Source organism: Streptomyces sp. NPDC004721, from assembly GCF_053601495.1.
The window spans coordinates 24,730-40,812 of the sequence record NZ_JBSGBZ010000064.1 but is presented as its reverse complement, the minus strand read 5'-3'; the positions used below and the strand labels follow the sequence as shown (position 1 = coordinate 40,812).

Genomic DNA, 16,083 nt, shown 5'->3' with positions numbered 1-16,083 from the left:
CCATGGACGCCGGCTACTGGTACCGCAGCCTGCGCGGACGCGTGCTGTTCGCGGACGCCATCCGCGACCTGATCGCCGCCGAGCACCGCGCCTTCGTCGAGGTCAGCTCCCACCCCGTCCTCGCCATGTCCGTCCAGGACATGATCGACGACGCCGGAGTGCCGGGTGTCGCCTCCGGCACCCTGCGCCGCGACAACGGCGGCCTGGACCGCTTCCTGCTCTCCGCCGCCCAGGTGTTCGTCCGCGGCGTCCACGTCGACTGGGCCGCCCTGTTCGAGGGCACCGGTGCGTCCCGCGTCGACCTGCCCACCTACGCCTTCCAGCACGAGAACCTGTGGGTCGTCCCGGCCGCCCCGGAGACCGTCACCGCGGCCGACCCCGAGGACGCCGCGTTCTGGACCGCCGTCGAGGACGGGGACGTCTCCACCCTGACCGCGGCCCTCGGCACCGACGAGGACTCCGTCGCCGCCGTGCTGCCCGCCCTGTCCTCCTGGCGCCGGGCCCGCCGCGAGCGTTCCACCGTCGACTCCTGGCGCTACCGCCCCACCTGGAAGCCCGTCACCAAGCTCCCGCAGCGCACCCTCGACGGCACCTGGCTGCTGGTCTCCGCCGACGGCGTCGACGACACCGACGTCGCCGAGGCACTGGAGACGGGCGGCGCCCAGGTGCGCCGCCTCGTCCTCGACGAGACCTGCACCGACCCCGCCGTCCTGCGTGAGCGCCTCACCGACACCGACGACCTCACCGGCATCGTCTCCGTCCTCGCCGGCGCCGAGCGGACCGGTGCCGTCCCCGGCACCGGACTCGTCCTCGGGGTCGCCCTCACCGTCGCCCTCGTCCAGGCGCTAGGAGACGCCGGCATCGAGCCCCCGCTGTGGGCGCTGACCCGCGGTGCCGTCACCACCGGCCGCTCCGACAAGCTCACCGCGCCCGTCCAGGCCCAGGTCGCCGGCATCGGCTGGACCGCCGCGCTGGAGTGCCCGGGACGCTGGGGCGGTGTCGTCGACCTGCCCGAGACGCTCGACACCCGCGCCGCCCAGCGGCTCGCGGCCGTCCTCGCCGGCGCGCTCGGCGACGACGACCAGATCGCCCTGCGCTCCTCCGGCGTCTTCACCCGCCGTATCGTCCGCGCCGACACCGCCCCCGACGGCCCCGCCCGCGACTGGAAGCCCCGCGGCACCACCCTCGTCACCGGCGGCTCCGGCACCCTCGCCCCCCACCTGGCGCGCTGGCTCGCCGAACAGGGCGCCGAGCACCTGGTCCTGGTCAGCAGGCGCGGCCCCGAGGCGCCCGGCGCCGCCGAACTCCGCGCCGAGTTGGAGGAACGCGGTACCGCGACGACCCTCGCCGCCTGCGACATCACGGATCGCGACGCGGTCGCGGCCCTGCTCGACGGTCTGAAGGCCGAGGGCCGCACCGTCCGCACGGTCGTGCACACCGCGGCCACCATCGAACTGCACACCCTCGACGCCACCACGCTCGACGACTTCGACCGCGTCCTCGCCGCCAAGGTGACCGGTGCGCAGATCCTCGACGAACTCCTCGACGACGAGGAGCTGGACGACTTCGTCCTGTACTCCTCCACCGCCGGCATGTGGGGCAGCGGCGCGCACGCCGCGTACGTCGCGGGCAACGCCTACCTGGCCGCCCTCGCCGAGCACCGGCGCGCCCGCGGCCTGACCGCCCTGTCGCTGTCCTGGGGCATCTGGGCCGACGACCTCCAACTCGGCCGCGTCGACCCGCAGATGATCCGCCGCAGCGGCCTGGAGTTCATGGACCCGCAGCTCGCGCTGAGCGGCCTCAAGCGGGCCCTCGACGACGACGAGCAGGTCATCGCGGTCGCCGACGTCGACTGGGAGACGTACCACCCCGTCTACACCTCGGCCCGGCCCACCCCGCTGTTCGACGAGGTCCCCGAGGTGCGGGAGCTCACGGCCGCTGCCGAGCGGAGCGTGGGGACCGCAGCCCAGGGCGAGTTCGCCGCCGCGCTGCTGGCCCTGCCCGCCGCCGAACAGCACCGCAAGCTGCTGGAGACCGTCCGCACCGAGGCCGCCTCCGTGCTCGGCCTGTCCTCCGCCGAGGACCTCACCGACCAGCGTGCCTTCCGCGACGTCGGCTTCGACTCGCTGACCGCCGTCGGGCTGCGCAACCGGCTCGCGTCCGTCATCGGCCTGACGCTGCCGTCCACGATGGTCTTCGACTACCCGAACCCGGCCGCCCTGGCCGGCTTCCTCCACGCCGAACTGGCCGACGTCCACTCCGCGGGCTCCATGGCCGTCGCCGCAGGCGCGCCCGTCGACGACGACCCGATCGCCATCGTCGGCATGAGCTGCCGCTACCCCGGCGGCGTCACCTCCGCCGAGGAGCTGTGGCGGGTCGCGCTGGACGAGGTCGACGCGATCTCCGTCTTCCCGGCCGACCGCGGCTGGGACGCCGAGGCCCTCTACGACCCCGACCCGGACGCGTCCGGGCGCACCTACTCGGTCCAGGGCGGCTTCCTGCGCGACGTCGCCGACTTCGACCCCGGCTTCTTCGGCATCTCGCCCCGCGAGGCCCTGTCGATGGACCCGCAGCAGCGCCTGCTCCTCGAGACGGCCTGGGAGGTCTTCGAGAACGCCGGCATCGACCCGGTCGCCCAGCGCGGCAGCCTCACCGGCACCTTCATCGGCGCCAGCTACCAGGACTACGGCGCCGCCGTGCCCGGCAGCGAGGGCTCCGAAGGCCACATGATCACCGGCTCGCTCCCGAGCGTGCTGTCCGGCCGCGTCTCCTACCTCTTCGGCTTCGAGGGCCCGGCCGTCACCCTCGACACCGCCTGCTCGTCCTCGCTGGTCGCGATCCACCTGGCCTGCCAGTCGCTGCGCAACGGCGAGAGCTCCCTCGCCCTCGCCGGCGGTGCCAGCATCATGTCCACCCCCATGTCGTTCATCGGCTTCAGCCGGCAGCGGGCCCTCGCCGAGGACGGCCGCTGCAAGGCGTACGCCGAGGGCGCCGACGGCATGACCCTCGCCGAGGGCGTCGGCCTGATCCTGCTGGAGCGGCTCTCCGACGCCCGCCGCAACGGCCACGAGGTCCTCGCCGTCATCCGCGGCTCCGCCATCAACCAGGACGGCGCGTCCAACGGACTCACCGCCCCCAACGGCCCGTCGCAGCAGCGCGTCATCCGCCAGGCCCTCGCCAACGCCGGCGTCGAGGCGGACGACATCGACGTCCTGGAGGGCCACGGCACCGGCACCTCCCTCGGCGACCCCATCGAGGCGCAGGCCCTGCTCGCCACCTACGGCAGGGACCGCGACCCCGAGCGGCCCGTGCTGCTCGGCTCGGTGAAGTCCAACATCGGCCACACCCAGATGGCCTCCGGAGTCGCCAGCGTCATCAAGCTGGTCCACGCTCTCAACGAGGGCGTCGTCCCCAAGTCGCTGCACATCGACGAGCCGTCCACCCACGTCGACTGGTCCTCCGGCGCCATCCAACTGCTCACCGAGCGCACCGAGTGGCCCGAGACCGGCCGTCCGCGCCGCGCCGCCGTGTCGTCCTTCGGCCTCAGCGGCACCAACGCCCACACCGTCCTGGAGCAGGCCCCCGCCGACAGCGCCCCGGCCGCCCCCGAGGACACCCCCGCGCCGCGGGACGCCCTCGTGCCCGTCCTCGTCTCCGGACGCGGCGAGGCGGCCCTGCGCGCCCAGGCCGGAGCGCTGCTCGACCTGCTGGCGCAGCGCCCCGGCGTCCACCCGACCGATCTCGCGTTCTCCCTCGCCACCGCGCGTGCCGCCCTTGAGCACCGTGCCGCCGTCGTCGCCGACGACCACGAAGGACTGGTGCGCGGCCTGACCGCACTGCGCGACGGACTGCCCGGCGCCGGACTGGTCCAGGGCCGCACCGGCCGCGGACGCACCGCCTTCCTGTTCACCGGGCAGGGCAGCCAGCGCCTCGGCATGGGCCGCGAACTCTACGAGCGCCACCCGGTGTTCGCCGACGCCCTGGACGCGGTCCTCGCCAGGATCGACGGCACCACCGAACTCCCCCTGCGCGACGTGCTGTTCGCCGCCGAGGGCGCCGAGGATGCCGCCCTGCTCGACCGCACCGGCTACGCGCAGCCCGCGCTGTTCGCCCTCGAAGTGGCGCTGTTCCGGCTGCTGGAGTCGTGGGGCATCACCCCCGACTACCTGGCCGGCCACTCCGTCGGCGAGATCGCCGCCGCGCACGTCGCCGGCGTCCTCGACCTCGACGACGCGTGCGCCCTGGTGGCCGCCCGAGGCCGGCTCATGCAGGCGCTGCCCGAGGGCGGCGCGATGGTCGCCCTGGAGGCCGCCGAGGACGAGGTGCTGCCGTATCTGGAGGGCCTCGCCGACCAGGTCTCCGTGGCCGCCGTCAACGGGCCCCGGTCCGTCGTCGTCGCCGGCGAGGAGGAGCCCGTGCTCGCCGTCGCCGCGCACTTCGCCGAGCAGGGGCGCCGCACCAAGCGCCTGCGGGTGAGCCATGCCTTCCACTCGCCGCTCATGGAGGCCATGCTGGACGACTTCGCCGCCGTGGCCCGCACGCTGACGTACCACGCGCCGACGATCCCGTTCGTCTCCAACGTGACCGGCGCCCTCGCCACCCCCGAGCAGGTGTGTACCGCCGACTACTGGGTCTCCCACGTCCGCTCCGCCGTGCGCTTCGCCGACGGCATCGGCTGGCTGTCCACCCAGGGCGGCGTCCAGACCTTCCTGGAGCTCGGCCCCGACGGCGTGCTCAGCGGCATGGCCCGCGAGAGCCTCACCGACGCCTCCCGCACGGCGCTGCTGCCCACGCTGCGCGGCGACCGCCCGGAGGAGCAGGCCCTCGTCACCGCCGTCGCCGCGGCCCACACCCACGGCTTCGACGTCGACTGGGCCGCCTGGTTCGAGGGCGGCGGCGCCCGCCGCGTGGCCCTGCCCACCTACGCCTTCCAGCGCGAGCGGTACTGGCCCGACACCACCGCGGCCGGCACCACCACCGCCGCCCCCGGCTCCGCGCTCGACGCCGAGTTCTGGGCCGCGGTGGAACACGCCGACGTCGCGTCGCTCGCCGCCTCCCTCGGCCTGGACGACACGACCGTCACCGCGATGGTCCCGGCGCTCACCGCCTGGCGGCGGCGCCGCGGCGAACAGTCCGCGCTCGACTCCTGGCGCTACCGCGTCACCTGGAAGCCGCGCGGCGGCGCCCCCGCCGCCCCCACGGGACGCTGGCTCGTCCTCGTTCCGGCCGAGCACCGCGACGAGGCCACCGCAGCCTGGGCCGCGGACGTCGAGGCAGCCCTCGCCACCGCCACCGTCCGCGTGGAGGTCACCGGCACCGACCGCGCCGCCCTCGCCGCCCGGCTCACCGAGGCCGCCGACGGGGACACCTTCCAGGGCGTGCTGTCGCTGCTGCCGCTCGCGCCCGGCGACGCCGGACACCCCGGCGCCCCGGCCGCGCTCACCCTCACCGTCACCGCCCTCCAGGCGCTCGGTGACGCCGGCCTCGACGCCCCGCTGTGGAACGTCACCCGGGGAGCCGTCGCCGTCGGCCGCTCCGAGCAGGTCACGGCGCCCGAGCAGGCCGCCGTGTGGGGCCTCGGCCGGGCCGCCGCCCTCGAACTGCCCGCCCGGTTCGGCGGCAGCGTCGACCTCCCGGAGAACCTCGACCCGCAGGCCGCCCGTCGGCTGCGCGGGATCCTGGCCGCCGGCGACGGCGAGGACGCCGTCGCCGTCCGCGCCAGTGGTGTCTTCGTGCGCCGGCTGGCTCACAGCCCCGCCGCCGACACCGTCCGCTCCGCCTTCGACCCGGCGGCGGGCACCGTCCTGATCACCGGTGGCACCGGCGGCATCGGGGGACACGTCGCCCGCCGCCTCGCCCGCGACGGCGCCGCCCACCTGCTGCTCACCAGCCGCCGCGGCCCCGACGCCCCGGGCGCCGCCGAACTCCGCGCCGAACTGGAGGAGCTGGGCGCCCGCGTCACCGTCGCCGCCTGCGACGCCGCCGACCACGACGCGCTCGCCGCACTCCTCGCGGCGGTGCCCGAGGACGCGCCGCTCACCGCCGTCTTCCACACCGCGGGCGTCGTCGACGACCACGTGGTGGACGAGCTGACCCCGGCGAGCTTCGCCACCGTCCTGCACGCCAAGACGGTCGCCGCCCGCCATCTGCACGACCTCACCGCCGGCCACGACCTCGCCGCGTTCGTCCTGTTCTCCTCGACCGCCGGCCTCATCGGCGCCGCCGGACAGGGCAACTACGCCGCCGCAAACGCCCAGCTCGACGCCCTCGCCGAGCAGCGCCGCGCCCAGGGCCTGCCCGCCCTGTCCGTGGCCTGGGGACCCTGGGCCGGCTCCGGCATGGTCGCCGACGCCGCCGAGATCGCCGCTCGTGTACGCCGCGGCGGATTCGAACCGCTCGACCCCCCCTCCGGCGTCGCCGCGCTGCTGCGCGCCGTCGACAACGGCGACACCACGGTCGCCATCGCCGACATCGACTGGGAACGCTTCCTGCGCGCCTTCGCGGCGGCCCGCTCGCTGCCGCTCGTCGCCGACCTCCCGGAGACGGCCGGCGCCACCGCTCCGGCGGCGGCCACCGCCACCGCGTCCGGCCTGCGGCAGCGACTCGCCGACATGCTCGCCGAGGAGCGCGCCGGACACGTCCTCGACCTGCTGCGCACGCAGGTGGCGGCCGTCCTCGGCCACGCCGACGCCCGCACCGTCGACGACGACCTGGCCTTCCGTGACCTCGGCTTCGACTCGCTCACCGTCCTGGAGCTGCGCAACGCGCTCAACGCCATCACCGGCCTGAGCCTGCCCGCCTCCCTCGTCTACGACCAGCCCACGCCGCGCGAGATGGCGGACTTCCTGCTCGCCGAACTCCTCGGCACGCTCCCGGAGTCCACCGCCCACGCCGTCGCCACCCGGGCCGTCGACGACGACCCGATCGCGGTCGTCGGCCTCGCCTGCCGCTTCCCCGGCGGCGTCACCACGCCCGAGGAGATGTGGCGGCTGCTCGCGGAGGGCCGCGACGGCATCACCCGCTTCCCCGACGACCGCGACTGGGACATGGCGGCGCTCGGCGCCGGCGCCTCCGACACGCTGCACGGCGGATTCCTCGCCGGGGTCGCCGACTTCGACGCCCGCTTCTTCGGCATCTCGCCCCGCGAGGCGCTCGCCATGGACCCGCAGCAGCGGCTGCTCCTGGAGACCACCTGGGAGGCCCTGGAGCGGGCCGGCATCGACCCGGCCGCGCTGCGCGGCTCCACCACCGGTGTCTTCGTCGGCACCAATGGCCAGGACTACCCGAACCTGCTGCGCCGCTCGGCCTCGGACGTCGCCGGCTACGTCGCCACCGGCAACACCGCCAGCGTGATGTCCGGCCGCCTCTCCTACGCCCTCGGCCTGGAGGGCCCCGCGGTCACCGTCGACACCGCCTGCTCCTCCTCCCTGGTCGCCCTGCACTGGGCGGGCCGCGCGCTGAGCGCCGGCGAGTGCGACCTCGTCGTCGCGGGCGGCGTCTCGGTGATGTCGACCCCCGACTCCTTCGTCGAGTTCAGCACCCAGGGCGGCCTGGCCCCCGACGGCCACTGCAAGCCGTTCTCCGACGACGCCGACGGCACCGCCTGGTCCGAGGGCGTCGGCATCCTGGTCCTGGAACGGCTCTCCGACGCGATCCGCAACGGCCACGAGGTCCGCGGGATCATCCGCGGCACCGCCGTCAACCAGGACGGCGCCTCCAACGGACTGACCGCCCCCAACGGCCCGTCGCAGCAGCGCGTCATCCGCCAGGCACTCGCGGACGCCCGCCTCGCGCCGTCCGACATCGACGCGGTCGAGGCGCACGGCACCGGCACCACCCTCGGCGACCCGATCGAGGCCCAGGCCCTGCTGAACACCTACGGCCGGGACCGGGACGCCGAGCAGCCGCTGCTCCTTGGCACCGTCAAGTCGAACATCGGCCACACCCAGGCCGCCGCGGGCGTCGCCGGCGTCATCAAGATGCTGCTGGCGATCCAGCACGGCACCCTGCCGCGCACCCTGCACGTCACCAGCCCCACCAGCCACGTCGACTGGAGCGGCGGCGCCGTGTCGCTGCTCACCGAGGAACGCGACTGGCCCGAGACCGGACGGCCAAGGCGCGCCGGTGTCTCCGCCTTCGGCGTCAGCGGCACCAACGCGCACGTCATCGTGGAGCAGGCTCCCACCGACGAGCCCGCCCCCGCCCCCGCCCCCGCCGTCACCACCGTTCCGTGGATCGTCTCCGGCCGCAGCCGCGAGGCCCTCCAGGACCAGGTCGACCGGCTCACCGCGTACGCCGCCGCCCACCCGGAGCTCTCCCCGCTGGACGTCGGCCGCTCCCTGGCCACCGACCGCACCCTGTTCCCGCACCGCGCCGTGCTGCTCGCCGGCCCCGACGGGGTGCGCGAGACGGCCCGCGCGGTCGCGTCCCGCACCCCCGGCCGTACCGCCTTCCTGTTCTCCGGCCAGGGCGCCCAGCGCGCCATGATGGGCCACGGCCTGTACGAGCGGTTCCCGGCGTTCGCCGACGCGCTGGACACGGTCCTCGCCCAGTTCGACACCGCGCTGGACTTCCCGCTGCGCCAGGTCCTGTTCGCCGGGCCGGACACGCCCGACGCCGCGCTCCTGGACCAGACCGGCTGGACCCAGCCCGCGCTGTTCGCCGTCGAGGTCGCCCTCTACCGCCTCCTGGAGTCATGGGGCCTGACCCCCGACCACGTCGCCGGCCACTCCATCGGTGAGATCGCCGCGGCGCATGTCGCCGGTGTGTTCTCGCTGGAGGACGCCTGCCGACTGGTGGCGGCCCGCGCCTCCCTGATGCAGGAGCTGCCGCGGGGCGGTGCCATGCTCGCGGTGCGCGCCACCGAGGGGGAGGTGCTCCCGCATCTGACGGAGCGGGTGTCGATCGCCGCGGTCAACGGGCCGTCGTCGGTGGTCGTCGCCGGTGACGAGGACGCGGTCGCCGCGATCGCCGCGCACTTCGAGGCGCAGGACCGCAGGACCACCCGGCTCAAGGTGAGCCACGCCTTCCACTCGCCGCTCATGGACCCGATGCTCACCGCCTTCGCCCGGGTCGCGGAGTCCCTCACCTACCACGAGCCCCGCACCCCCCTGGTCTCCACCGTGACCGGCGCCCCCGCCGGAGCCGAACTCCTCACCCCCGGCTACTGGGTGCGGCACGTCCGCGAGGCCGTCCGGTTCGCCGACGGCGTGCGGACCCTGCGCGAGGCCGGCGTCACCGCCTTCGTCGAGATCGGCCCGGACGGCCGGCTCACCGCCGCCGCCCAGCAGACCCTGGACGCGTCCGCCGACGAGGCACCCGCCACCGTCGTCCCGCTGCAGCGCCGCGACCGCGCCGAGGAGACGACCCTCCTGGAAGGGCTGGCCACCCTGCACACCCAGGGCGCCGGACCCGACTGGACCGCCTGGTTCGCCGGCGCCGGCGGACACCGCGTCGAGCTGCCGACGTACGCCTTCCAGCGCGAGCGCTACTGGCCCGAGCCCGCCGCGCCCGGTACCACCGGCACGCCGGACCTCGTCGACGCCGCCTTCTGGGCCGCCGTCGAGCGGGAGGACCTGGAGAGCCTCACGGCCTCCCTGGGCCTGGACGGCGACACCGTCACCACGATGGTGCCCGCGCTGTCGGCCTGGCGCCGCCGCAACGACGCCCGCTCCACCGCCCGCGACTGCCGCTACCACGAGAGCTGGACCCCGCTCGGCACCCCGGAGCGATCCGCGCCGGTCGGCCGCGTCCTGGCCCTCGTGCCCGCCGAGCACGCCGGCGCCGACTGGGCGGAGACCCTCGTCGCCGCCCTGGGCGCCGACCCGCTCGTCGTCGACGGCGCCTCCGGCTCCCTCGCCCGGGAACTCGACGACCTCGACCCGGCTGGCTGGACCCTGGTCGTCTCCCTGCTCGCCGCGGGCACCGGCACCCTGCCGGCGCCCGACGCCGCACCGGCCGCCGTCCTGGAGGCCCTGCGGGCCGCCGGCGTCGACGCCCCGCTGTGGTGCGTCACCCGCGGCGCCGTCTCCGTCGCCGGGGAGGCACCCGCCGCCGTCGGCCAGGCCGCCCTGTGGGGCATGGGCCGGGTCGCCGCGCTGGAGCACCCCGAGCGCTTCGGCGGTCTCGCCGACCTCGCGCCCGACGCCGACGCCGCCACCGCGGGCCTGCTCGCCGCCCACCTGGCCGAGCCCGGTACCGAGGACCAGATCGCCGTCCGCGCCGGCGGTCTTCTCGGCCGCCGCCTCGTGCGCACCGCCGTCGCCCCCGGCGACGCCGGATGGCGCCCGCACGGCACCGTCCTCGTCGTCGGCGGCACCCGCACCATGGGTGCCCGCGCCGCCCGCTGGCTCGCCCGCGAGGGTGCCGCCCGCCTGGTGCTGACCACCTCGCCCGCCGTCGGCGCCACCGACACCGATGAGCTGCGCGCCGAACTCGCCCGGCTCGGCGCCGAGGTCACCGTCGCGCCGTACGACACCGGCGACCGGGACGCGGCCGCCGCACTCCTGCGCGGCCTGACCGACCTCACCGCGGTCGTGTACGCCGACGACGCCCCGACGGACGGCCTGGCCGCCGCCCTCGCCCCGGTGGACACCCTCGCCGAGGCCGTCGCCGGCCGCGCCCTGGACGCGTTCGTTCTCTTCGGCTCCATCGCCGGGGTCTGGGGCGTGCGCGGCCGGTCCGACGAGGCCGCGGGCGGAGCCTACGTCGACGCCCTGGCCCGCGCCCTGCGCGCCGACGGGACGCCCGCGCTGGCCGTCTCCTGGGGCGCCTGGGCCGAGCTGGCCGACCCGTCGACCACCGCCCATCTGCGGATGAACGGGCTGCCGGTGATGGACGCCGACGCCGCCCTGACCGCGCTGGCCGGTGCCGTCGCCGACGGCTCCGCCGCGGTCACCGTCGCCGACGTCCGCTGGGACACCTTCGCCCCGGCGCACCACGAGGCCCGGCCCACCGCGCTGTTCGACGGCCTGCCCGAGGCCAGGACCGCCCTCGCTGGCACGGACCGCGCCCCTACCGAGGGGGCCGCCGCCCCCGACGGCTACGGCCAGTGGCTCCTGGAGCAGCCCGCCGCCGACCGGGACGACATCCTGCTCGCCCTCGTCGGCGAGAAGGCCGCCCTGGTCCTCGGCCACGCGGACACCGCGCCCGTCGAACCCGACCTGCCCTTCCGGGACCTCGGCTTCGACTCGCTGACCGCCGTCGACCTGCGCAACCAGCTCACCGCGGCCACCGGCGTCACCCTGCCCGCGACCCTGGTCTTCGACCACCCCAACCCGGCGGCGCTCGCCGCGCACCTGCGCACCGAACTGCTCGGCGGCGCCACGGACATGGCCGCCCCGGTGGCCGCGCCCGTCGTGACCGGCGACGACCCGGTCGTCATCGTCGGCATGGCCTGCCGCTACCCCGGCGGTGTCAACTCGCCCGAGGACCTGTGGCAGCTCCTCGTCGACGAGGCCGACGCCGTCGGCGACTTCCCGACCGACCGCGGCTGGGACCTCGACGCCCTCGCCGGCGACGGCCCGGGCCGCAGCGCCACCGACCAGGGCGGATTCCTCTACGACGCCACCGACTTCGACCCCGGACTGTTCGCCATCTCGCCGCGCGAGGCCATGGTCATGGACCCGCAGCAGCGGATCCTCCTCGAGGCGTCCTGGGAGGCCCTGGAGCGGGCCGGCATCGACCCGGCGGCCCTGCGGGGCAGCGGCACCACCGGCGTCTTCGTCGGCGGCGGCTCCGGCGACTACCGGCCGCCGGCCGAGTACGGCCAGTGGCAGACCGCCCAGTCCGCCAGCCTCCTGTCCGGCCGCCTCGCCTACACCTTCGGCATCCAGGGCCCCACGGTGTCCGTCGACACCGCCTGCTCCTCCTCCCTGGTCGCCCTGCACCTGGCCGCCCAGGCCGTGCGCTCGGGCGAGTGCTCGATCGCCCTGGCCGGCGGTGTCACCGTGATGGCCACCCCGGTCGGCTTCGTCGAGTTCAGCGCCCAGGGCGCGCTGTCGCCCGACGGCCGCTGCCGCGCCTTCTCCGAGGACGCGAACGGCACCGGCTGGTCGGAGGGTGTCGGCATGCTCGTCGTCGAGCGCCTCTCCGACGCCCGGCGCAACGGCCACCGCGTGCTCGCCGTGCTGCGCGGCTCCGCCATCAACCAGGACGGCGCCTCCAACGGCCTGACCGCGCCCAGCGGCCCCGCCCAGCAGCGCGTCATCCGACAGGCCCTCGCCAACGCCCGGCTGGAGAGCGCCGACGTCGACGCCGTCGAGGCGCACGGCACCGGCACCAGGCTCGGCGACCCGATCGAGGCGCAGGCCCTGCTGGCCACCTACGGCCAGGACCGCGAACGGCCCGTCCTTGTCGGCTCCCTGAAGGCCAACATCGGCCACGCGCAGGCCGCGTCCGGCGTCGGTGGCGTCATCAAGATGGTGCTCGCCATGCGGCACGGTCTGCTGCCGCGCTCGCCGTACGCCGAGAACCGCTCCTCGCACGTCGACTGGACCGCGGGCAACGCGCGCCTGCTCACCGAGCTGACCCCCTGGCCCGAGTCCGAGCGGGTGCGCCGGGCCGCCGTCTCCTCCTTCGGGGCCAGCGGCACCAACGCCCACCTGATCCTGGAGCAGCCGGAACCCGTCAAGCAGCCCCCGCAGCCGGCCCGGCCCGCCGCCGACGGCTCGCCCGTTCCCGTCCTGCTGTCCGGCCGCTCGCAGAACGCGCTGCGCGCCCAGGCCCGCAAGCTCCTGGCCCATGTGGCGGGACACCCCGAGGAGACGGTCACCGACCTGGCCCGCACCCTGGCCACCACCCGCGCCGTCTTCGAACACCGGGCCGCGGTCACCGCCGCCGACCGGGACGCGCTGCTCGCCGGACTCACCGCCGTCGCGGAGGGCACCACCGCCGCGCACGTCGTCGAGCACCACGTGGAGCGCACCGGCAAGCACGCCGTGCTCTTCTCCGGCCAGGGCTCCCAGCAACTCGGCATGGGCCGGGACCTGTACGAGCGGTTCCCGGCGTTCGCCGAGGCGTTCGACGCGGTCCTCGCCCGGCTCGACGGCCACCTCGGCGCCCCGCTGCGGGAGATCGTCTGGCACGGCGACCAGGAGACCCTGAACGAGACCGGGCACACCCAGCCCGCGCTGTTCGCCTTCGAGGTCGCCCTGTACCGCCTGGTGGAGTCCTGGGGCGTGACGCCGGACTTCGTCGCCGGCCACTCCGTCGGCGAGATCGCCGCCGCCCACGTCGCGGGCGTCCTCTCCCTGGACGACGCCTGCCGGCTGGTCGCCGCACGGGCCCGCCTGATGCAGGAACTCCCGCGTGGCGGCGCCATGGTCGCGGTCGAGGCCACCGAGCAGGAGGTCGCCGCCGAACTCACCGACGCGGTGTCGATCGCCGCGGTCAACGGCCCCACCTCCGTGGTGCTCGCCGGTGCGGAGGACCCGGTGCTCGCCCTGGCCGCCGTCCTCACCGAGCGGGGCCGCCGCACCACCCGCCTCAAGGTCAGCCACGCCTTCCACTCGGCGCTGATGGATCCGATGCTCGCCGAGTTCCGCAAGGTCGCCGAGAGCCTGCGCTACGAGGCACCCCGCATCGCCGTCGTGTCGAACCTGACCGGCGACGTGGCGGGCGCCGAGGAACTGTGCAGCGCCGACTACTGGGTGCGCCATGTGCGCGGCACCGTCCGGTTCGCCGACGGCGTCACCGCACTGGCCGGCCGGGGCGTCCGCGTCTTCCTCGAACTCGGCCCCGACGCGGTGCTGTCCGCGCTCGCCGAGCAGAGCGCCCCGGACACCGTCGCCATCCCCGCGCAGCGCCGCAACCGCGACGAGGTGGAGACCCTGGTCGCCGCCCTCGGCCGGCTGCACGCGCACGCCGCCGGACCCCGCTGGGACGCCTTCTTCGACGCCGCCCCCGGCTCCTGGCTGGACCTGCCGACGTACGCCTTCCAGCGCGGCCGGTTCTGGCCGGACACCCTGCCCGCCACCGCGCAGGGCGGCGGGTCCGCCGGAGAGGCCGACCGCACCGACACCGCCTTCTGGGACGCCGTCGCACAGGAGGACTTCGGCTCGCTCGAGTCCGTCCTCGACGTCGAGGGCGACGCCCTGTCCAAGGTGCTGCCGGCGCTGCTCGACTGGCGCCGCCGCAATTCCGAGAAGACCCGGCTCGACAGCTGGCGCCACCGCATCGTCTGGAAGCGTCTGACCGGTGCGGCGATGGCCCACCGCAAGCCGCTCACCGGCACCTGGCTGGCCGTCGTCCCCGAGGGCCTCGGCGAGGACCCGTGGGTCACGACCGCGCTGGACGCCCTCGGCACCCGGGTGGTGCGCGCCGAGGCCGGCGGCGCCGACCGGGACGCCATGACCGCCACGCTGCGCGAGGCCGCCGGGGAGGGCACCCGCTTCGCCGGCGTCGTCTCCCTGCTCGCCCTGCGCGAGACCGTGCACGGTGACGTGCCGGAGGGCGTCGCCCTCACCGGCACGCTGCTCCAGGCACTCGGCGACGCCGGGATCGAGGCCCCGTTGTGGTGCGTCACCCGCAGCGCCGTGTCAGCCAACCGCACCGACCGCCCGCGCCGGCCGCTCCAGGCCGCCGTGTGGGGCCTGGGCCGGGTGGCCGCGCTGGAGTACCCGGACCGCTGGGGCGGCCTGGTGGACCTGCCGGAGCGCGCCGACGAGCGGGCCGCCGCCGGACTCGGCGCCGTCCTCGCCGGACTCGACGGGGAGGACCAGGTCGCCGTGCGCGGCTCCGCCGTCCTCGCCCGTCGCCTCGTGCCGGCCCCGGACCGCGGGCAGAGCGGCGCCTGGGACCCGACCGGCACCGTGCTGATCACCGGCGGCACCGGCGCCCTCGGCGCCCATGTGGCCCGCCGCCTGGCCAAGGACGGCGTCCAGCACCTGGTGCTGCTCGGCCGCCGCGGCCCCGAGGCGCCCGGCGCCACCGCCCTGCGCGACGAACTGCAGGCGCTCGGCACCGGCGTCACCCTCGCCGCCTGCGACGCCGCCGAACGTGACCAGCTGGCCGCGGTGCTCGACGCGATCCCGGCCGACCGGCCGCTGACCGCGGTCATCCACGCGGCGGGCGTCCTGGACGACGGCGTCATCGACCGGCTCACCCCGGAGCGGTACCAGCAGGTGTTCCGCGCGAAGGTGACCTCGGCGCTGCTGCTCGACGAGCTGACCCGCGACCTCGACCTCGCCGCGTTCGTCCTGTTCTCGTCCGCCTCCTCCGCGGTCGGCAACCCCGGCCAGGCCAACTACGCGGCGGCCAACGCGGTCCTGGACGCCCTCGCCGAGGCCCGCCGGGCGCGGAACCTGCCCGCGACCTCCGTGTCCTGGGGCGCCTGGGGCGGCGGCGGCATGGCCGACGGCCACGGCGCGGACGACGCGGCCCGCCGGGCCGGCGTCGCCGCCATGGACCCGGACCTCGCCGTGGAGTCGCTGCTGCGGCTGGTCACCGGCAAGGAACCGACCGCGGTGGTCGCCGAGGTCGCCCTCGACCGGTTCGCCTCCGCCTTCGGCGGCACCCGGCCGAGCGCTCTGCTGCGGGAGTTCCCCGGCTACCGGGAGACCGTCGCCGCCGCGGCGCCCGAGTCCCCGGAGGGCACCCTCGCCGACCGGCTGGCGGGCATGCCGCCGACCCGCCGCCTCGACACCGTCGTGGACCTGGTGCGCACCCGTGCCGCGCAGGTCCTCGGCTACCCGGACACCGGCGCCGTCGGCGCCGAACGGTCCTTCCGGGACCTCGGGGTGGACTCACTCGGCGCGGTCGAGCTACGCAACCAACTCGGCGCCGCGACCGGTCTGAGCCTGCCCGCGACGCTGGTCTTCGACCACCCGACGCCGCTGGCACTGGGTGAGTTCGTCCTCGACCGGCTCGTCCCCGACGAGCCGGCCGAGTCCGACGAGGAGGCCGAGATCAGGGCCGTACTGGCCTCCGTACCGCTCGACCGGCTGCGCGAGATCGGTGTCCTGGAGCCCCTGCTCCAGCTCGCCGGGCGCGGCGGTGGCGACGACGAAGACGACGAGTCGGTCGACTCGATGACAGTGGCAGACCTGGTGCGGGCCGCGCTGGGCGGCCAGTCCGACCTGTAGC

Annotated in this window: 1 protein-coding gene; it reads left to right on the top strand. The window is 75.9% G+C overall.

Annotated elements, in window-relative coordinates; all coding sequences use genetic code 11:
- A partial coding sequence (locus tag ACWEK3_RS35930) for a type I polyketide synthase (RefSeq protein WP_453251614.1) occupies positions 1–16,082 on the top strand: 16,082 nt, incomplete at its 5' end.
- Position 16,083 lies beyond the last annotated feature (1 nt).